Origin of the sequence: Brevundimonas aurantiaca (assembly GCF_904830995.1) — a bacterium.
GTDB lineage: Bacteria > Pseudomonadota > Alphaproteobacteria > Caulobacterales > Caulobacteraceae > Brevundimonas > Brevundimonas aurantiaca.
This window is the reverse complement of the sequence record NZ_CAJGVD010000001.1, coordinates 849,371-866,561: the sequence shown is the minus strand read 5'-3', so window position 1 is coordinate 866,561 and position 17,191 is coordinate 849,371. Positions and strand designations below refer to the sequence as shown.

Annotated in this window: 21 protein-coding genes and 1 tRNA gene; 16 read left to right on the top strand and 6 right to left on the bottom strand. The window is 68.3% G+C overall.

What is annotated here, in order from left to right:
• Positions 1–2: 2 nt before the first annotated feature.
• From gspE to gspM, 9 genes are read left to right on the top strand one after another with little or no spacing between them, the layout of a single operon-like run.
• On the top strand, positions 3–1,499 hold the full coding sequence (gspE, locus tag JMT67_RS04350) for a type II secretion system ATPase GspE (protein ID WP_201462781.1): 1,497 nt from the start codon (positions 3–5) through the stop codon (positions 1,497–1,499).
• Positions 1,499–2,716 (top strand): type II secretion system inner membrane protein GspF, encoded by a 1,218-nt coding sequence (gene gspF, locus JMT67_RS04345; protein ID WP_201462780.1) that lies wholly within the window; start codon positions 1,499–1,501, stop codon positions 2,714–2,716. The genes gspE and gspF overlap by 1 nt, the downstream gene beginning before the upstream one ends.
• Positions 2,717–2,729: 13 nt before the next feature.
• Complete coding sequence (gene gspG, locus JMT67_RS04340) at positions 2,730–3,179, top strand: type II secretion system major pseudopilin GspG (protein ID WP_201462779.1); 450 nt, start codon at positions 2,730–2,732, stop codon at positions 3,177–3,179.
• A complete protein-coding gene (locus JMT67_RS04335; protein ID WP_325100310.1) occupies positions 3,148–3,648 on the top strand; it encodes a GspH/FimT family pseudopilin in 501 nt (166 codons plus the stop codon). Before gspG ends, JMT67_RS04335 begins: the two co-directional genes overlap by 32 nt.
• A complete protein-coding gene (gene gspI / locus JMT67_RS04330; protein WP_201462777.1) occupies positions 3,641–4,021 on the top strand; it encodes a type II secretion system minor pseudopilin GspI in 381 nt (126 codons plus the stop codon). Before JMT67_RS04335 ends, gspI begins: the two co-directional genes overlap by 8 nt.
• Positions 4,022–4,026: 5 nt before the next feature.
• Positions 4,027–4,626 (top strand): type II secretion system minor pseudopilin GspJ, encoded by a 600-nt coding sequence (gspJ, locus tag JMT67_RS04325; RefSeq protein WP_224764314.1) that lies wholly within the window; start codon positions 4,027–4,029, stop codon positions 4,624–4,626.
• Between the two features lie 26 nt (positions 4,627–4,652).
• Positions 4,653–5,609 (top strand): type II secretion system minor pseudopilin GspK, encoded by a 957-nt coding sequence (gene gspK, locus JMT67_RS04320; RefSeq protein ID WP_224764315.1) that lies wholly within the window; start codon positions 4,653–4,655, stop codon positions 5,607–5,609.
• Positions 5,606–6,715, top strand: coding sequence for a type II secretion system protein GspL (gspL, locus tag JMT67_RS04315; protein WP_201462776.1), 1,110 nt, complete (start codon positions 5,606–5,608; stop codon positions 6,713–6,715). The genes gspK and gspL overlap by 4 nt, the downstream gene beginning before the upstream one ends.
• A complete protein-coding gene (gene gspM, locus JMT67_RS04310; protein WP_201462775.1) occupies positions 6,712–7,185 on the top strand; it encodes a type II secretion system protein GspM in 474 nt (157 codons plus the stop codon). The genes gspL and gspM overlap by 4 nt, the downstream gene beginning before the upstream one ends.
• A 26-nt stretch (positions 7,186–7,211) precedes the next feature.
• Here gspM and JMT67_RS04305 read toward each other — a convergent pair whose 3' ends face one another.
• From JMT67_RS04305 to JMT67_RS04295, 3 genes are all read right to left on the bottom strand, one after another.
• Positions 7,212–8,210, bottom strand: a complete 999-nt coding sequence (locus JMT67_RS04305; protein WP_224760954.1) for an SMP-30/gluconolactonase/LRE family protein — start codon at positions 8,208–8,210, stop codon at positions 7,212–7,214.
• 73 nt (positions 8,211–8,283) lie between these two features.
• Positions 8,284–8,359: transfer RNA gene (locus tag JMT67_RS04300), tRNA-Thr, on the bottom strand.
• 71 nt (positions 8,360–8,430) lie between these two features.
• Complete coding sequence (locus tag JMT67_RS04295) at positions 8,431–8,868, bottom strand: HIT family protein (protein ID WP_201462774.1); 438 nt, start codon at positions 8,866–8,868, stop codon at positions 8,431–8,433.
• Between the two features lie 110 nt (positions 8,869–8,978).
• Between JMT67_RS04295 and JMT67_RS04290 the strand changes: the two genes are divergently transcribed.
• A complete protein-coding gene (locus JMT67_RS04290) occupies positions 8,979–9,332 on the top strand; it encodes a phage holin family protein (protein ID WP_201462773.1) in 354 nt (117 codons plus the stop codon).
• Positions 9,333–9,353: 21 nt separating this feature from the next.
• On the opposite strand, the gene JMT67_RS04285 is transcribed toward JMT67_RS04290, so the two are convergent.
• Positions 9,354–10,442, bottom strand: a complete 1,089-nt coding sequence (locus tag JMT67_RS04285) for an ABC transporter ATP-binding protein (protein WP_182714988.1) — start codon at positions 10,440–10,442, stop codon at positions 9,354–9,356.
• A 178-nt stretch (positions 10,443–10,620) separates the two neighbouring features.
• On the opposite strand from JMT67_RS04285, the gene JMT67_RS04280 reads away from it, so the two are divergent.
• Together JMT67_RS04280 and JMT67_RS04275 are read left to right on the top strand one after the other, a co-directional pair.
• Complete coding sequence (locus JMT67_RS04280) at positions 10,621–13,236, top strand: TonB-dependent receptor domain-containing protein (protein WP_201462772.1); 2,616 nt, start codon at positions 10,621–10,623, stop codon at positions 13,234–13,236.
• A 65-nt stretch (positions 13,237–13,301) separates the two neighbouring features.
• Entirely contained in the window at positions 13,302–13,649 is a 348-nt protein-coding gene (locus JMT67_RS04275) for an arsenate reductase (RefSeq protein WP_183217100.1), read from the top strand.
• Here JMT67_RS04275 and JMT67_RS04270 read toward each other — a convergent pair.
• Entirely contained in the window at positions 13,642–14,472 is an 831-nt protein-coding gene (locus JMT67_RS04270) for an endonuclease/exonuclease/phosphatase family protein (protein ID WP_201462771.1), read from the bottom strand. The genes JMT67_RS04275 and JMT67_RS04270 overlap by 8 nt on opposite strands.
• 10 nt (positions 14,473–14,482) lie before the next feature.
• Entirely contained in the window at positions 14,483–14,722 is a 240-nt protein-coding gene (locus JMT67_RS04265; protein WP_201462770.1) for a hypothetical protein, read from the bottom strand.
• A gap of 185 nt (positions 14,723–14,907) precedes the next feature.
• On the opposite strand from JMT67_RS04265, the gene JMT67_RS04260 reads away from it, so the two are divergent.
• The 4 genes from JMT67_RS04260 to panB are packed head-to-tail and all read left to right on the top strand — an operon-like array spanning position 14,908 to position 17,164.
• Positions 14,908–15,303 (top strand): DUF6249 domain-containing protein, encoded by a 396-nt coding sequence (locus tag JMT67_RS04260; RefSeq protein ID WP_201462769.1) that lies wholly within the window; start codon positions 14,908–14,910, stop codon positions 15,301–15,303.
• A gap of 21 nt (positions 15,304–15,324) precedes the next feature.
• Entirely contained in the window at positions 15,325–15,879 is a 555-nt protein-coding gene (locus JMT67_RS04255; protein WP_201462768.1) for an RNA polymerase sigma factor, read from the top strand.
• A complete protein-coding gene (locus tag JMT67_RS04250) occupies positions 15,869–16,270 on the top strand; it encodes a hypothetical protein (RefSeq protein ID WP_201462767.1) in 402 nt (133 codons plus the stop codon). The genes JMT67_RS04255 and JMT67_RS04250 overlap by 11 nt, the downstream gene beginning before the upstream one ends.
• Before the next feature lie 57 nt (positions 16,271–16,327).
• Positions 16,328–17,164: a 3-methyl-2-oxobutanoate hydroxymethyltransferase gene (panB, locus tag JMT67_RS04245; RefSeq protein ID WP_201462766.1), complete on the top strand. Its 837-nt coding sequence runs from the start codon at positions 16,328–16,330 to the stop codon at positions 17,162–17,164.
• Positions 17,165–17,191 lie beyond the last annotated feature (27 nt).

Genomic DNA, 17,191 nt, shown 5'->3' with positions numbered 1-17,191 from the left:
CCATGATCACCTTGGTCGGCCCAAGCCTGCCCTACGGCTTCGCCAAACGGCACGGCGTCCTGCTGCTGGACGCCGGCGATGTGGCGCGGGTGGGTCTGCGCGAGGGCGCCGACCCCAAGGGACTGATCGAGGCGCGGCGGGGGCTGGGGCGGCCGCTGGCGGTTGAGCCCCTGAGCCAAGCCGCCTTCGACCGGCAGCTGTCCGAGATCTATGCGGGCGATCATCTGGCGGCGGCGGACGGCGAGGATCTGGACATGCCCGCCGGCCTGGACAGTCTGATCGACGACATCCCGGCGGCCGCCGACCTCCTGGACACGGCCGACGACGCCCCGGTGATCCGACTGATCAACGGGATCATCGCCGAGGCGGTGCGGACCGGCGCCTCGGACATCCATCTGGAGACCTATGAGAGCGCGCTCCTGGTTCGGATGCGGATCGACGGGGTGCTGCGCGAGGCCCTGAGCCTGAATCCGCGCATCGCGCCGCTTCTGGTCTCGCGGATCAAGGTCATGGCGCGGCTGGACATCGCCGAGAAGCGGGTGCCCCAGGACGGGCGCATCCCCCTGGCCCTGGGCGGCAAGACACTGGACGTGCGGGTCTCGACCCTGCCGTCGCGCGGCGGCGAGCGGGTGGTTATGCGGATCCTGGACAAGGATCAGGCGGGTCTTACCCTGGACCGCCTGGGCATGGCGCCCGACGCCCTGGCCGCCTTCCGCGCGGCCCTGGCCGAGCCGAACGGCATCATCCTGGTCACCGGGCCGACGGGTTCGGGCAAGACCACCAGCCTGTATGCGGGCCTGGCCCTGCTGAACGACCAGACGCGCAACATACTGACGGTCGAAGACCCGGTCGAATACGCCATCGACGGTGTCGGCCAGACCCAGGTCAACACCAAGGTCGGCATGACCTTCGCTGCGGGCCTGCGGGCCATTCTGCGCCAGGACCCGGACGTGGTCATGGTGGGCGAAATCCGCGACGTCGAAACCGCCGCCATCGCTGTCCAGGCCGCCCTGACCGGCCATCTGGTCCTGTCCACCGTCCACACCAACGACGCGGCGGGGGCGGTGACGCGTCTGCGCGACATGGGGGTGGAGCCCTTCCTCCTGGCCTCGACCCTGCGGCTGATCGTGGCCCAGCGGCTGGTGCGCCGTCTGTGCGAACACTGTCGCATCCCCGAGGTCGCCGACAAGAAGACCGCCAAGCTGATCGGCGCCAAGGCCGGGGTCACGGTTTGGCGCCCGCAGGGGTGCAGCCACTGCGGCGGCTCCGGCTATATCGGTCGGATCGGCCTTTATGAGGTGATGAAGGTCGGCAACCGCCTGCGTCGCCTGATCGCCGCCGAGGCGGACGAGGACGCCCTGGTCGCCGCCGCCTTCGATGGGGCGGGAACCCTGGGGCATCGGGCGCGGACGCTGGTGCTTGAGGGCGCCACCTCGGTGGAGGAGGCGGTGCGCGTGGCTCGCCAGGAAACGGCGGCCGACCCGGCGGAGGCGGCCTGATGGCGGGCTTCGACTATGTCGCCGTCGATGCGGTCGGCCGGACGGTGTCCGGCGCCCTGACGGCGGCGGACGAGACGGCGGCGAGGAGACAGCTGAGCCGTCGCGGCCTGATGGCGTTGGAACTCACGCCGGCTCGTGTCGGGTCGCGGGGCGAACGGCCCCTACAGGGCGGCGCCGGCGTCCGTCTGGGGGCGAAGACCCTGGCCCTGACGACCCGTCAGCTGGCGACGCTGATTTCCGTCTCTCCGGTCGAGGAGGCGCTTCGGACGTTGGCCCTCCAGGCGGACCGGCCCGCCGTGCGTCGCGTGCTGGAAGGCGTTCATGCCGGGGTGATGGAGGGGCGGCGGTTGTCCGACGCCATGTCGGTGCAGGGCCGCGCCTTTCCGCCGCTCTACCGGGCCATGGTCTCGGCCGGCGAACAGTCCGGCGCACTGCAACCCATTCTGGAACGGCTGGCTGACGGGCTGGAACGCGACCAGCAGGTGCGGGGCAAGGTGATCACGGCGATCGTCTATCCCGCCGTCTTGGCGGTGGTAGCGTTGGGCGTCATCGCGGTGCTGATGACCTTCGTCGTGCCCAAGGTGGTCGATCAGTTCGAAAGCATGAACCAGACCCTGCCGCTGTTGACCCGGATGGTGATCGGCCTGTCGACGCTGATGCGGCACTGGGGCTGGTTGCTGATCCTGATCCTGGCGGCCCTGATCGGCGGGGGCGTGGCCGCGCGGCGCCATCCTGCAACCCGTCTGCGCATGGATGAGGCGATGTTGAGATTGCCGGTCGTCGGCCGGCTGACGCGCGACCTGCACGGCGCGCGCATGGCGCGGACCCTGTCGACCATGATTCAGGCCGGCCTGCCTGTGCTGGAGGGGCTGACGATCACCGCCCGCACGGTGTCGAACCGGGCACTGAGACGCGCGACAGAGACCATGGCCGAGGCCGTGCGCGAGGGCGGGGGCCTGTCGGCCGCTATGCGCCGCGCCGGCGTCTTCCCGCCGCTGCTGGTCTATATGACCGCTTCGGGCGAGAGCAGCGGCCGGCTGGAGCCCATGCTGGAGCGCGCCGCCGACTATCTGGAACGCGAGTTCGCCACCTTCACCGCCGTGATGCTGAGCCTGCTGGAGCCGGCCATCATCGTCGTCATGGGCGGGGTAGTGGCCCTGATCGTCCTGTCGATCCTGCTGCCCATTCTTCAGATCAACACCCTGGCGATGGGGTGAGGAGCATTTAGTGATGACTTCAGAAAATCAGAACAAGAGACGGAAACGTCAAGGTTTCACCCTGGTCGAACTGATGGTGGTCATCGTCATCATCGGCCTGTTGGCGACGGTCGTGGCCATCAATGTCCTGCCCAGCCAGGATCGGGCCATGGTGGCCAAGGCCAAGGCGGACATCGCGGTTCTGGAACAGGCGATCGAGACCTATCGCCTCGACAATCTGAACTTCCCCACCGATCAGCAGGGGCTGCAGGCCCTGGTGTCGGCGCCGGCCGGCCTGGCCCAGCCGGAACGCTATCGCCAAGGCGGCTATGTGCGTCGTCTGCCCCAAGATCCTTGGGGCAATCCCTACCGCTACCGCCGCCAGAGCACGCGCGGCCAGCCGTTCGACGTCTTCTCCCTGGGGGCGGACGGGAAGGAAGGGGGCGAGGGCAATGATGCGGACCTCGGCAACTGGCAGGGCTGACCGCGCTCAAGCAGCGCGCCGCCGCGCGGCGAGCGGTGGCGCCAAAAGAAAAGCCGGTTTCACCCTGGTCGAGCTGATGGTCACGATCGCGGTGATCGGGCTGGCGGCTGGGGCGGTGGTGCTCTCCATGCCCGATCCTCGACCGGCCGTCGGGGTGGAGGCCGAGCAGTTCGCCGCTCGGCTGGCGCGCGCCCGAGAGGAGGCCATCATGACCAACCGTCCGGTGGCGGTCGAGGCGGACGCATCCGGCTATCGGTTCGCGCAGTTCGACGGGACGGCCTGGACGCCGCTGAACGGTGTCTTCACGCCTCGAACCTGGGCGGAGGGCGTCGCGGCGCCCGCCGGCCCTGTTCGCATCGTCTTCGATCCCACGGGAATCGCCGATCCGGCGCAGGTTCGGCTGAGCCGTGACGAACAGGTCCGCACCATCTCGATCGACGGCGCGGGCGAGGTGTCGATCAATGGTTGAGGCCGTCCGATCGTCAGCGGCGGGCCGCGCCGGCTTCACCCTGATCGAAATGCTGGTGGCGTTGGCGGTCTTCGCCCTGGCGGCGATGGCCCTGCTGAACCTGTCGGGAGAAGCCACGCGCTCGGCGATCCGGCTGGAAGCCCGCACCCTGGGCGGGGTCGTCGCTGAAAACGTGGCGGCAGAGGCCATGCTGGCGTCCAGCCTGCCGACCGGTGAAACCTCGGGCCAGGTCGAGCTGGCGGGCCGCGTCTGGCGCTGGCGGCGGGTGGTGACGGGAACCGAGGTTCCCGGCCTGGGCCGGATCGACGTTCGCGTCTTCACCGACGAAGGCCAGGTCGCCGACCGGGTTCTGTTCCGCGCGGCTGCGGCATGAGGCGCGTGGGCCACAGGCTTGGGAGGCGCGGCGGCTTCACCCTGGTGGAGGTGCTGGTCGCCTTGGCGATCTTCGCCCTCCTGGCCGGTGCGGGCGCCCTGGTGCTGAGCCAGACGATCGACACCCGGTTCGCTCTGCGCGCCGAGACCGACCGGATCGGCGATCTTCAGCGCATGCACGCCCTGTTGAAGGCCGACCTGGCCCAGGCTGCGCCGCGCCGCGTTCGCGCCCCGACCGGGCGGCCTCTGCCGCGCGCCCTGATGGGGCAGGAGCAGCCCGGCGATCCGATCCTGACCCTGGTTCGGAACGGCTGGTCCAATCCCGGCCAGGCCCCGCGGGCGTCGTTGCAGAGGGTCGAATATCGGGTGGTGGAGGGGCGTCTGGAGCGGCGGGTCTTCCCCTATCTGGACGGCGCGCGCCCGGGACCGCCTCAAGTCCTCTGTCGCGGGGTCAAGGACGCGGCCGTGACCTTCATTCAGGACGGGTCGGAAGCCCAGGCCTTCATCACCTCCAGCGACCGCCCGCTGCCCGATGCGGTTCGTATCGTCATGACCCTGGACGGGGTGGGACGGCTGGAACAGCTTTTTCTGGTCGCATCGGCATGAGGCGGGGGCGGACGTCGCGCGAAGGGATGGCCCTGTTGACCGTCCTGCTGCTGGTGGCCGTCATGGCCGCCGTGGCGGTCGTTCTGCTGGACGACGTGCGCTTTTCCGTGCGCCGCACCACCAACGCCGACGTCCAGGCCCAGGCACAGTGGTACGCCGCCGGGGCCGAGAGCCTGGCCCGTCGCCAAATCGCCGACCTGATCAAGGCCGATCCGCTCCGCACCCCTCTGGAGCCGCGCTGGAACGGCCGGTTGCTGAACTTCCCGATCGAAGAGGGCGCGATCCGCGCCGTCGTCACGGACGGTCAGGCCTGTTTCAACCTGAACTCGCTGGTCTATGGCCAGAGGGAAGATCTGTTCGCCCGGCCCGAGGGCGCGGCCCAGTTCATCGCCCTGGGGGCCGCCCTGGGCGTGTCACGCGCCCGGATGGCCGCCGCCGCCGCCGCCCTGACCGACTGGATGGACGCCGATGCGGAGGCCGCGCCGGGCGGGGCCGAGGACGCGCGTTACGCCGGGCTCGCCACGCCCTACAGGACTGGCGGGGTCGTGCTGGCCGACGTCAGCGAGATGCGGGCGGTCGCCCACATCGACGCCGGTCTCTATGATCGGCTTCGACCCTATGTCTGCGCCCTGCCGACGGCCCAACCGGCCAAGTTGAACGTCAACACCTTGACGCCCGATCAGGCGCCGCTTCTGACCATGCTGACCGCGGGGGCGGTCGGAGTTCAGGGCGCGCGGGCCGCCATCGCCGCCCGACCGCGCCAGGGCTGGGCCTCTACGGACGCCTTCTGGGGGCAGCCGGCCCTGCAGACCTATTCACCCGATGATCAGACCCGTGAGCAGGTGACGCTGGTCACGCGCTATTTCGATCTGACGGTCGACGTCGACTATGCCGGCGGTCGCGCCGTCCGAACCGCCTTGATCCACGCCGCGCCCGACGGCGCGGTGCGCACCGTCATTCGCCGCTGGACCCCTGAAGAATGAGCCAGACCCGTATCGTCATCATCCCGCCGGCCGCCTCCATGCCCGCGCCCTTCCTGACCTTCGACGATGGCGGGCGGGTGTTGCAGCGCGGGTCGCTGTTGCTCGAAGACCCCCTGACGACGCCCGATGTCCGCACCGTCGCCGTGGCGCCGGGCGCCGATGTTCTGGTGCGCTGGCTGGATCTGCCGGTCGGCGGCGCGGCCCAGGTGCGGGCCGCTGCGCGCTGGGCCTTGAAGGACGAACTGGCCGGCGATCCCGAAAGAACGGTCGTGGCCGTGGCGCCGGCGGCGCGCGGCGAAGAGACCGCCCCACGACTGGTCGCCGCCGTCAGCGCGGGTCTATTGGAAGCCTGGATCGACTATCTGGCCGCCCTTGGGGTTCGGCCGGTCGCGGTCACGCCCGACTGTCTTCTTGCGCCGCCGCCGTCGGGCGATGAACTGGTCGCCGCCGTCTTCGGCGGGGATACGGCCCTGCGGGGCGAAGGCTTTGCGGCCACAGTGCAGTCCGATCTGGTGGACCTGATCGCCGGCGATCGCCGCCTGGTGCGGATCGAGGACGCCGAGACCCTGGAGCGCTGGCTGGCCGCCGCCGCCGTCGCGCCGGCCGTCGATCTGCTGTCGGGCCAGGAACGCAAGCGCGAACCGGGCCGGGGCGACTGGCGTCTGGCGGCGGCCTTGGCGGCGGCCCTGCTGGTCTCGCCCCTGATCCTGACCGCAGCGGGCGGCTTGCGCGATCAGGCCGCAGCGCGGGACGCCGAACGCCAGACCCTGGCCTTGATCGAGGCCCGGCTGCCGGAGGCGGCCGGCGCCCCCGATCCCGTTCAGGAGGCGCGTCGGTTGATCGACGTCGCGCCGCCGCCGGGCGGGCTGGCGGCGGTCTCGGCGGCCTTGTTCGCGGCGGTCGAACAGGTAGAGGGAGCCGAACTGGACAGTCTCAGCGCCGGGCCCGGCAAGGGGGTGCGGGCGACGCTCAGCTATCCCGCCTTTTCCGATCTTGACTCAATCCGCGCGGCTCTGACCGCCTCGGGCCTGTCGATGACGGACCAGTCCACGGTCGAGGACGGCGGTCGGGTCGTCAGCGAAGTGATCATCGGAGGGATGCAATGAACCGCCTGATCGCTCAAGCCGCCGCCTGGTGGGACGGCCGCACCTTGCGGGAGCGGCGCATGCTGACCGTGATGGGCGTGGCGATCGCCGCCGTCCTGGCCTGGTTGCTGATCGTTCGGCCGCTGGCGAGCTGGCGCGATGAGGCCGCGCGGACGCGCGCGACGGCCGAGGCCGAACTGACGGCCATCGAGCGCGGGACGGGGAGCCTGGCCGTCGGCGACGCCAAGGCAGGAGAGGTCGACGTCTCCGCCGCCGTCGCCGAGGTCGAGGCGGCGACCGGTCTGACGCCCCAGATGGGGATGTCGGCCGAGGGGGGGCTGGGGTTCAGCCTGACCAATGTCTCGACCACCGCCGCCTTCGGCTGGCTGGCGGCCCTGCATGACCGCAAGGTCGAGGCGACGACCCTGAATGTGGTCGAGAACGCCGACGCCACGATCAGCCTGGAAGGGACGCTGACCGGCGCGCGGTGATCCCGCCGCGCCGTGAACCCGCCTCGTCAGCCCCGCGTCAGGGTCTCAAGCCGCAGCAGTCGGTCGCCGGCGGTGATGAACAGGGTGCGGCCGTCTTCTCCGAAGGTGCAGTTGGCCGCCGCGCCCGCCGTGTCGATCAGACCCAGGCTGCGGCCGTCCGGCGTCAGCACATGGACGCCGCCCGGACCGGTGGCGAACAGGCGTCCGTCCCGATCGACCGCCATCCCGTCCGGCAGGCCCGGCGCCGAAGGCCCCGCCAGGGCGGCGAAATCCTTGAACACCCGGCCGCCCCTGATCCCGCCCGCGCCGTCCAGCTCATAGGCCATCAGGACCGGTCGCGCCGGATCGGAGACCGAGACATAGAGGGTGCGCTGATCCGGGGACAGGGCGACGCCGTTGGGGAAGGTCAGATCATCGACCAGACGATGCACGTCGCCATCGGGATCGAGCCGGTAAACGCCGTTCTCCGCCATCTCCTTCAGCGGCGAACGGTCCATGTCCTTGAGACCATAGGGCGGGTCGGTGAAGAAGATCGCACCGTTCGACGCCTGGACCAGATCATTGGGGGAGTTGAACCGCGCGCCGCGGTAATGGGTCGCCAGCAAGGTCTTGACCTGGGTCGCCAAATCCACGCGGGCGATCGCCCGATTGCCGTGATCCGCCATCAGGATCGTCCCCGCCGGACCGGCGATCAGGCCGTTCGACCCCGGCTCGCGGAAGACAGACGGGTCGGGTCCGTCATAGCCGGACGGCGCCATGAAGACCGACAGGCCGCCCGCTCGTGACCAGCGATGGATGCGGTTCTCCGGCACGTCGCTGAAGAGCAGATACGCCCCCTCGGCGATCCAGACCGGGCCTTCAGACCAGGTGAAGCCCGACGCCAGACGCTCGAGCCGTGCATCCGGGGCGACAACCCCGTCTAAGGCTGGGTCCATACGGCGGACGCCGCCCGCCGTCACGGCGAGGGAGGAGCAGCCCGCAGCGGCGAGACCGCCGACGAGCACCAGACGACGAGAAGCAGGCAAGACGCACTCCTGAAAAGAGCGGACACTGTAGCGATCCTCAGGTCCAAGGCCATCCGTCTTCAAAGAAGGGGAATGGTGCCGGTTGCAGGAATCGAACCCGCGACATCCAGTTTACAAAACTGGCGCTCTACCAACTGAGCTAAACCGGCCGCGTCCGTGTGACGGAACTGCGCGCCTTATGCGGACGGATCGCGCCGGACGCAAGACGCCTCGCGCGGCCTCAGTCCAGGGCGGCGGCGATCCTGTCCGCGAGAGGCTGCAGCGTCGCCGCATCGGCTATGGGAGCGTGACCGTGGCCCTTCATCGGTCGGTCCGCCCAGCGCGGGATGATGTGGAAATGCAGATGGAAGACCGTCTGGCCGCCGGCGTCGCCGTTGAACTGCATGATCGACAGGCCGTCTGGCGACAGCGCCCTTTCAACCGCGCGCGCCGTGCGTTGAAGCGCCGCCGTCATATGGGCCAAAACGTCGGGCTCGACCTCCAGCAGGTTCCGCGCCTGGGACTGTTTGGCGATGATCAGGACGTGGCCCTCCGACTGAGGAAAGACGTCCATGAAGGCCAGGACATGGTCGTCCTCCCAGACCTTCACCGAGGGCAGTTCGCCGCGAAGGATTTTTGCGAAGACATTGTCGGGGTCATAGGCGCCGTGAAGGCTCATCTGCAGTCTCCGTCTCGGGTCGTTTCGCGAATCTAGCAGGCGCGACGGATCGAGGGGAGCCTTTTGCCGGGATCGCGCGTTATGGTGACGCTTCCAGCCCTGAGGACATCATGATCCGCTTCATCATTCAGGCCGTCGTCACCATGATCGGCCTTTGGCTGTCGGCCCAGGTGGTGCCCGGCGTCGCCTTCACCAACAACGGCTCTTTGATCGCGGCCGCCCTGATTCTGGGCCTGGTCAATGCGGTGGTGCGGCCCTTCATGGTGATTGTGACCTTCCCGATCACCATCGTGACCCTGGGGCTGTTTCTGCTGGTGGTGAACGCCGCCATGATCGGCCTGACCGCCATGTTCCTGGGCGGTTTCGCCGTGAACGGCCTGTGGGCGGGGATCGGCGCCGCCATCGTGACGGGCGTGGTCAGCTGGATCGCCGGCGCCTTCATCGGCGACGAGGAGCGCGGCTGACGCCGCGCGGTCCAGCCTCGGTCACAGGCGGGGGAAGGCGCAACCCTCTGCGTCGAACAGATGGACGTCTGCGGGCGCCGCCGACAGGCTGACGGTTTCGCCGACCGTCAGACGGCGCTCGCCGGGCGTCTGGACCGTCAGGGTCTCGTCGGAGGCGGGATGTTTCAGATGGGCCATGGTGACTGCGCCCAGGGTTTCGACGAACAGGACCTGGGCCGACAGGCTGTCGCGACCGTCGTTCAAGGCGATATGTTCGGGCCGTATCCCCAGGGTGACGGCGGCGCCCGGCTGGGCGGTCGAGGCGTCCACCGCCGCCCGCACCCTTTCGCCTCCAGCCGTCTTGACGACTGCGCCTTCTTTCGAAGCCTCGACGATCTCGGCCTTCAGAAGGTTCATCTTCGGGCTGCCGATGAATCCGGCGACGAACAGATTGGCCGGATGCTGATAAAGCGCCATCGGCGCCCCGACCTGTTCGATCCGTCCCCCGTTCAAGACCACGATGCGGTCCGCCAGGGTCATGGCCTCGACCTGATCATGGGTGACGTAGATCATGGTCGTCTTAAGCTCGCCGTGCAGCCGCGCGAACTCGTAGCGCATCCGCACCCGCAGGGCGGCGTCCAGGTTGGACAGAGGCTCGTCGAACAGAAACACTTGGGGCTCGCGCACGATGGCGCGGCCGATGGCGACGCGCTGCCGCTGGCCGCCGGACATGGCCTTGGGTTTGCGGTCCAGATAGTCGGTGATGCTCAGGGCCTCGGCCGCCGCGCGCACGCGCCGATCAATCTCGCCCTTGTCCGTCTTGGCCAGTTTCAGTCCGAAGGCCATGTTTTCATAGGCCGTCATGTGCGGATAAAGGGCGTAGGACTGAAAGACCATGGCCACGCCGCGATCCGAGGGCGACAGGGCGTTGACGCGGCGGCCGCCGATCCAGACGTCTCCCGTCGTCGCCTCTTCCAGCCCGGCGATGGTCCGAAGCAGGGTGGATTTGCCGCATCCGGACGGGCCGACGAAGACGACGAATTCGCCGTCCGCGATCTCCAGATCGACGCCCTTCAGCACCTCTACGGCGCCGAACGCCTTCTTCACGTCGATCAGACGGACGTCCGCCATGCTTCTTCCCTAGGTCGCTGCGTTTTGGCCCACCGTAACCGGTTACATGGCGGGATCAATGGGCGAGGTTTGGTTCGGCCAACGCAGTGGGGCAAATCTGCAAAATTGCAAAATTGAGTCTTCACAAGCAGCGAAGTGTCGGTAAAAGCCCCGGCTTGGACCACGGGGGAAGACCGATATGACGAAGCGCAGACTCTGGATGGCGACCGCCGCCGGCTGGGCCGTCGCCGTCGCGGGCGCGGCCCAGGCGCAGCAGCCCGCTCAGGTGGAAGAGGTCGTGGTGACGGGGTCGCGTCTGGCCGGGGGAGATCGGGTTGCGCCGGTGGAAACCGTGCACCGCACGGTGATCGCCGCCGCCGGAGTAGGCGATGCGGGTCAGCTCACCCGGCTCGTGACGGCCAATTCGGGGTCTGAGGCGCAGGTCGATCAGCTGAATCAGCCGCAAAGCTCGGGCACGGCGCAGTTCAATCTGCGAAACCTCGGCCTGGGTTCGACCCTGGTACTGGTGGACGGCCAGCGTTGGACCTCCAGCGCCGTGGTGGCCACCGACGGTTCGGCCTTCGTGGACATCAACGCCCTCGTCCCCCTGATCGCCCTGGAGCGGATCGAAGTGGTCAAGGACGGCGCCTCGGCCGTCTATGGATCGGACGCGGTCGCCGGGGTCGTCAACTTCATCACGCGCACCGCGGTCGATCATCCGGAATTAAGCGCCCGTTACGCCTTCGCCGACGGATCAGACGAAACCCTGGTCCAGGGGCTGGGCGGCTGGACGCTGCTGGGCGGCGATCTGACGGTCGCAGGGTCCCGCTTCCACCGTTCGGCCCTGAGTACGGATGAAAGGGATTTCGCCCAGGCGCAGACCTATGGCCGGGCCGCCTGGACCGCCGTGACCAGCTACGGCCAGCCCGGCTCCTATTACCGGCCCAGCCGCCGCGCCTATTCGCCCGATCCGAGCTGCGGCGCCCCCGCCTTCCAGTCCGCCTATCTCAACTCAGCGACCGACGCCTTCTGCCGACTGGACTATTCGGACTTTTTCGACCTGGCGCCGGAAGAGACGCGGACCCAGGTTTTCGCCGATTATCGACGCCCCGTGGGGGACATGCGCCTGTCCTTGCAGGCGGCGGGCTCGGCCACCTCGACCACGGCGCGCCAGACGCCGTCCCTGCCCATTCTGGCGCGGTCCCTGAGCGTCCCCGCGTCCCATCCCGACAATCCGTTCGGAGAAGACGTCCTGTTTCGCGGTCGGCTTCTCGGCGCCGAGGCCGGGGCGGCGAAGGCTCAGTTCGACTATCGCACCTGGCGGGTCGCCGCGGAGCTGGACGGCGATTTCTCGGGCGGCTGGCGCTGGAGTCTGGCCGCCACGGCCAGCCGCCAGCACGTCGCCTATGACAAGCCGGACGTGATCGGCAGCGCCCTGCAAAACGCCCTGAACGGCCTGGGCGGTCCGGGGTGCGACCCGGCGACTGGGACGCCCGGCGTCGGCGCCTGCCGATATTTCAACCCGTTCGGAAGCGCCTATCTGGGGACCGGCGCGCCCAACAGCGCCGCCCTGATCGACAGTCTGATCGGCTCTGCGGGTCTGCGTGGCGCCGCCAGCCTGACGACCGCCGACGCCTCGACCTCGGGTCAGGCCCTGGGCTGGGACGGCGGCTCTGTCGATCTCGCCATGGGGCTTCAGTTTCGCCGCAGCGCTTTCCGCCACGACTGGAACGATCTCGTCAACCGCGGCGACCTGCTGACGGCCGGCTATTCGCCGGACTTCGACGGCGACCAGCAGGCTTTGGCCGCCTATGCCGAGGCGCGTCTGCATCTGGGAGACCAGATCGAGGCCCAACTGGCCGGCCGCTATGAAGCCTATGATGGAGAAGGCCGGTTCAATCCCAAGGCGGCCGTTCGCTGGGAGGTGCTGGACGCCCTCGCCCTGAGGGCGTCCTGGGGCCAGGGCTACCGGGCTCCCTCGGTCTACGCCCAATCCGGCGCCCAGGCGGCGCAGCCTTCGGTGCTGGATCGCGGCGCCTTCGTCTTCGTCAACACCCTAACTTCCGGCGATCCGGAGCTGAAGCCTGAGAAGTCGGAAAGCCTGACCTTTGGCGCGCAGTGGCGTCCGCTGGACGGGCTGGAGCTGTCCCTCGACGCCTGGCGGTTCGACTATAGAGATCAGGTGGTCAAGGAATCGGCCCAGGCTGTGATCAACCAGGCGGCGGCCGATGATTTGGCGGGACGGACGGGTACGGACGCCCAGTCGCGTCTGACCCGGTCCGCGAGCGGGGCCCTGACCTTCGTTCAGCTCTATTTCATCAACGCCTCGTCGATCGAAACCCAGGGGGTGGATCTGTCGGCCCGCTACGGCCGCGATCTTTGGGGCGGACGGGCGTCGGCGGCGGCGGACTGGACCTATGTCGATCGCTACGACATCCGCCTGAATGCGAGCGCCGACGCCGTGTCCGGCGTGGGGTCCACCAATCTGAACAACATCGGTCGATCCTTGCCGCGCAATCGGGGAGAGTTGGTTCTGGACTGGCGCGACGGAAGGCAGGCTTTGACCGGCCTTGTTCATTATACGGCGGGCTACGCCAACGACCGCAGCGGGATCACCGACGCCTCGATCGCCAGCCAAACGACCATCGACCTGCTTTACACCCGCTCCGTCGGGACCGACATCGACCTGACTTTGGGCGCGGTCAATATCGCCGACAAGGCCCCGCCTCTGGCCCAGTTCGCCTTCGGATACGACCCCGTCGTGGCCGACCCACGTGGTCGGGTGATCAGTCTGGGCTTTACCAAGCGCTTCTGACTGCTTCCGACCCATCTGGCGCGGCCTTCTTTCCTCGGCTAAGGCGCGGGGTGAAGGAACTCGCCATGACCCCGACGCTTTACGGCATACCCAACTGCGACACTGTCAGAAAGGTGCGCGTCTGGCTGGAACAGCATGGCGTCGATTATGTTTTCCACGACTATAAGAAGGCGGGGATCGATCCCGTGCGCCTGGGCGGCTGGGTCGATGAACACGGCTGGGAGGCGGTGCTGAACCGCGCCGGTACGACCTTCAAGAAGCTGCCGGATTCCGACAAGGCAGGCCTGAACCGAGACAAGGCCGTCGCCCTGATGATCGCCCAGCCTTCGATGATCAAACGGCCGATCCTGGACTTGGGGAATCGGCGGCTGGTCGGATTCAAGCCCGACCTCTACGCCCAGGCCTTCAGTTGAAGGCGACGGTCGCGGCGACCCCGAAATGATCTGACGGATATTCCCCGCCGGTGGGCTGATCCCCGAACAGATGGGCGGCGGCGGGAGTGAAGAAGACCCGCTCCACGAAGATGTGGTCGATGACCCGGTTCGGGTGCCCCCTGGCCGGATTTAGGGTCGTCGCGGCCGCGCCGGCGGGCAGGGCGCTGATGAAGCGCGGGCCGGTCAGAGCCGCCAATCCCGAATCGTCCTGGGCGGCGTTGAAATCGCCCATGACGATCAGCGGCGTCCCGTCCTGAGGCAGCCAGGACAGCAGATGGCCGATCTGGCGGGCGCGCACGGCTCCGGCGTCCTGCTGCCAAGCCAGGTGGGTCACGACGACGTCGACGGGCCGGCCGCCGACGGACAGGCGCAGACGCAGCGCCGTGCGGTAGTCGTCCAGGGGCTCCAGCCGCACCGAGTCGCGCGCCAGTACGGGCAGACGGGTCAGAAGGGCGCTGCCGTAGCGACGCCGCGCGTCTTCGGGATCGGTGGAGACGAAGGCGACCTGATAGCCGCCCAGTTCGCGCGCCAGGATTTCGGCCTGATTCTCCAGCCCCTTGTCCGCGTCCTCCAGCACCTCCTGCAAGGCGATGACATCGGCGTTCTGAGCCCGGAGCGCCGCGATCAGAAGCGGCCGCCGCGCGGGCCAATCGCCCATGTCGTGCCAGATGTTGAAGGTCGCCAAGGTCAGGGAGGGGATCGGCTCCCGGTCAGCGGGTCCGCCGGCCAAGCCGCTGTTGGCGCAGGCCGCCAGCGGCAGGGCGGCGGAGGCGGCGAGAAGGGCGCGACGCGAAATCAACACCGTCTTCGCCTCAGTCTTCGACGTCGGTGACCGGCCGGTCGTGTCCGTCCGCCGTTTCGGTGACCCAGCGACCGTCCGCCGTTTCATATTCGATGGCGGCGTTCTCGTCCGGAACCTTCTGTTCCCGCGAGGCCTGGACGGCGGCAGCCTTGGCCGCCTCATGGGTGGAATAGGTTTCGGAATAGGTGTCGCCGACCTGATAGGCCCAGCCCCCGTCGTGTTCGACGATCCGGTAAACGACATGGGCCATGGGACGCTCCTTAGAATGACAATGAAGACGACCCTAGTCGCCTCGACCGGACGCGTCAGCCGCATTCGTGAGACAGCTTACCGATATTTCATCTGGGCTCCCGCATCCGTTTGCGCGGGCCGGCGCCTCTTGTGATCAGAAGGCCGCCGCATCAGGCTGTCACAACGGATCAAAGAGAGTTCGTCATGGAACTGACACCCATCTTCATCGTCTTCATCGTCTTCGGCTCCATCGTCGCCGTGGTCGTGGGCCCCTCCTATCTGAAAAGCCGCGAGCGCACCGAGATGCAACTGACCGTCCGCCATGCGGTGGACAAGGGCCAGACCCTGCCGCCCGAACTGATCGACGCCATGACCAAGGACGTGCAAAAGAGCCTGCCGTCGCGGACCAAGGACATCCGCAAGGGCGTGCTGAGCCTGGCCTCGGGTGTTGGGATCGGGGCGTTCGGCCTTGTCAGCGATCTAGGGGGCAACGGATGGAACGGCGGCGTGGCCAATCCTCTGCTGGGTCTGGCGTGCATTCCCGTCGCCATCGGGATCGCCTTCATCATCCTGGGCTTCTTCAACCCGAACAAGGCTTGACGTCGACCGGAGGGGGACGTCATGAGCAAGTCCTTGCGTGATCTGCACGACGTGGAGCTGGCCGCCCAGGCGGCGGCCGGCGGACGGCGGGAATATGGCGAACTGGTCCGGCGGCACGGTTCGGCGGTCCGGGGGCTGCTGCGCCGCATGGGCGCGGCGCCGTCCCTGGCCGACGACGTCGCCCAGGACGCCTTTCTGCAGGGTTTTCAGCGCTGTTCGGAGTTTCGGGGGCAGGGGACCTTTGCGGGCTGGATCAAGAAGATCGCCGCCCGGCTTTATCTGAAGCGCGTCGCCCGCGAAGCCCGCTATGTGGCCGAGGCGGAGGCCGACGAGGCGGCGCCGGCGCAGGATCAGGCCGGGTCCATGGATCTGGACGAGGCGCTGAGGACCCTCGGCGAAACGGAAAGGGTCTGCGTGTCCCTGTGCCACGGCGCGGGGATGTCTCACCCGGAGATTGCGGCAGCCATGAATTTGCCACTCGGCACGGTGAAGTCACATGTCAAACGTGGTCTGGATAAACTCCGCGCGCGGTTGCAACCCGTGGCGGCGGACGGGAGGTCGCTCCATGTCGGCTGACGAATTCGATCCGATGATCGAGCGCCTGTTTTCGCGCACTCCGACCCTGGCGGACGAGGCGCTGTTCGTGGCCACCCTGCAGGCCCGGCTGGAGAAGCGGTCGCGCTGGCGCGGTCTGGCTCTGACGGCGGCCGGCCTGGTCGGCGGCGTCCTGGCGGTGCGCGAGGGCGTGAACTTCAACTTCAGCGGCGACCCCGACACGACCCTGACGCAGGGGGTGCGGACCGCCGCAGCCGCGGCCCAGGGCGCGGCCCAGACGGGCTTGCACAACCTGGGACTTGGGTCGATCGACCTGATGGGCGGCTCAGGCATGCTGGCCTTCTGGATCGCGGCGGGCGCGGTGGCGGCCCTGCTGGCGGCGGGAGCCGTGAAGCTGTCGCAGGACGTCTGAGGGTGACTTGCGTCCTCGGCGCGCCTATCTGACGCCCCTCAGGTCAGGAGGCGCCCGATGTCCGTTCATGTTCAAGAGACCGTCAAACGGATTTCGGTCCCCGACATCGCGGGACGAAAGGGCGCAGAGCCGATCGTCTGCCTGACCGCCTATGACGCGCCGATGGCGGGGCTGCTCGACCCCCATTGCGACGTTCTTCTGGTCGGCGACAGCGTGGGGATGGCGGTTCACGGCCTGCCCAACACCGTCGGCGTCACCCTGGACATGATGATCCTGCACGGTCAGGCGGTGGTGCGTGGATCGCGCCGGGCCTTGGTCGTGGTCGACATGCCCTTCGGCTCCTATGAGGGCGGCAAGGAAGCGGCCTACGACAACTGCGTTCGGGTGATGAAGGAAACCGGCGCCCAGGCGGTCAAGCTGGAGACCAGCGTCGAACTGGCCGAGATCGTGGCCTTTCTGGTCAGGCGGGGCATTCCGGTCATGGGGCATGTCGGCCTGCGTCCCCAGGCGGTTCTGGCCGAGGGCGGTTTCCGGGCCAAGGGCCGTACAGACGTCGAGCGGGATCGGGTCCTGGCGGAAGCCAGGGCCACGGCCGAGGCCGGCGCCTTCTGCATCGTCATCGAGGGCGTCGCCGAATCGCTGGCGCGCGAGATCACCGAGACCCTCGACGTTCCCACCATCGGCATCGGCGCCTCGGCCGCCTGCGACGGCCAGGTCCTGGTGGTCAACGACATGCTGGGCCTGTTCGACTGGGCGCCGAAGTTCGTGCGGAAATACGCCGATCTGCGCACCGAGATCGACCGCGCGGCCGCCGCTTTCGCCAATGATGTGAAAACCCGCCGTTTTCCTGCCGAAGTCGAGACCTACTTCTCGAAAAAGCCGGCTTCGCCGTAACGGACGACGTTGCGGGCGAGGGGCCGA

Coding starts and splice junctions, on each gene's coding strand:
- panB (WP_201462766.1), top strand. CDS start 16,328: ATGTCCGTTCATGTTCAAGAGACCGTCAAACGGATTTCGGTCCCCGAC.
- JMT67_RS04250 (WP_201462767.1), top strand. CDS start 15,869: ATGTCGGCTGACGAATTCGATCCGATGATCGAGCGCCTGTTTTCGCGC.
- gspI (WP_201462777.1), top strand. CDS start 3,641: ATGGTTGAGGCCGTCCGATCGTCAGCGGCGGGCCGCGCCGGCTTCACC.
- JMT67_RS04260 (WP_201462769.1), top strand. CDS start 14,908: ATGGAACTGACACCCATCTTCATCGTCTTCATCGTCTTCGGCTCCATC.
- JMT67_RS04280 (WP_201462772.1), top strand. CDS start 10,621: ATGACGAAGCGCAGACTCTGGATGGCGACCGCCGCCGGCTGGGCCGTC.
- JMT67_RS04275 (WP_183217100.1), top strand. CDS start 13,302: ATGACCCCGACGCTTTACGGCATACCCAACTGCGACACTGTCAGAAAG.
- JMT67_RS04265 (WP_201462770.1), bottom strand. CDS start 14,722: ATGGCCCATGTCGTTTACCGGATCGTCGAACACGACGGGGGCTGGGCC.
- JMT67_RS04295 (WP_201462774.1), bottom strand. CDS start 8,868: ATGAGCCTTCACGGCGCCTATGACCCCGACAATGTCTTCGCAAAAATC.
- gspL (WP_201462776.1), top strand. CDS start 5,606: ATGAGCCAGACCCGTATCGTCATCATCCCGCCGGCCGCCTCCATGCCC.
- JMT67_RS04290 (WP_201462773.1), top strand. CDS start 8,979: ATGATCCGCTTCATCATTCAGGCCGTCGTCACCATGATCGGCCTTTGG.
- JMT67_RS04285 (WP_182714988.1), bottom strand. CDS start 10,442: ATGGCGGACGTCCGTCTGATCGACGTGAAGAAGGCGTTCGGCGCCGTA.
- gspM (WP_201462775.1), top strand. CDS start 6,712: ATGAACCGCCTGATCGCTCAAGCCGCCGCCTGGTGGGACGGCCGCACC.
- JMT67_RS04335 (WP_325100310.1), top strand. CDS start 3,148: ATGATGCGGACCTCGGCAACTGGCAGGGCTGACCGCGCTCAAGCAGCG.
- JMT67_RS04255 (WP_201462768.1), top strand. CDS start 15,325: ATGAGCAAGTCCTTGCGTGATCTGCACGACGTGGAGCTGGCCGCCCAG.
- gspE (WP_201462781.1), top strand. CDS start 3: ATGATCACCTTGGTCGGCCCAAGCCTGCCCTACGGCTTCGCCAAACGG.
- gspK (WP_224764315.1), top strand. CDS start 4,653: ATGGCCCTGTTGACCGTCCTGCTGCTGGTGGCCGTCATGGCCGCCGTG.
- gspF (WP_201462780.1), top strand. CDS start 1,499: ATGGCGGGCTTCGACTATGTCGCCGTCGATGCGGTCGGCCGGACGGTG.
- gspG (WP_201462779.1), top strand. CDS start 2,730: ATGACTTCAGAAAATCAGAACAAGAGACGGAAACGTCAAGGTTTCACC.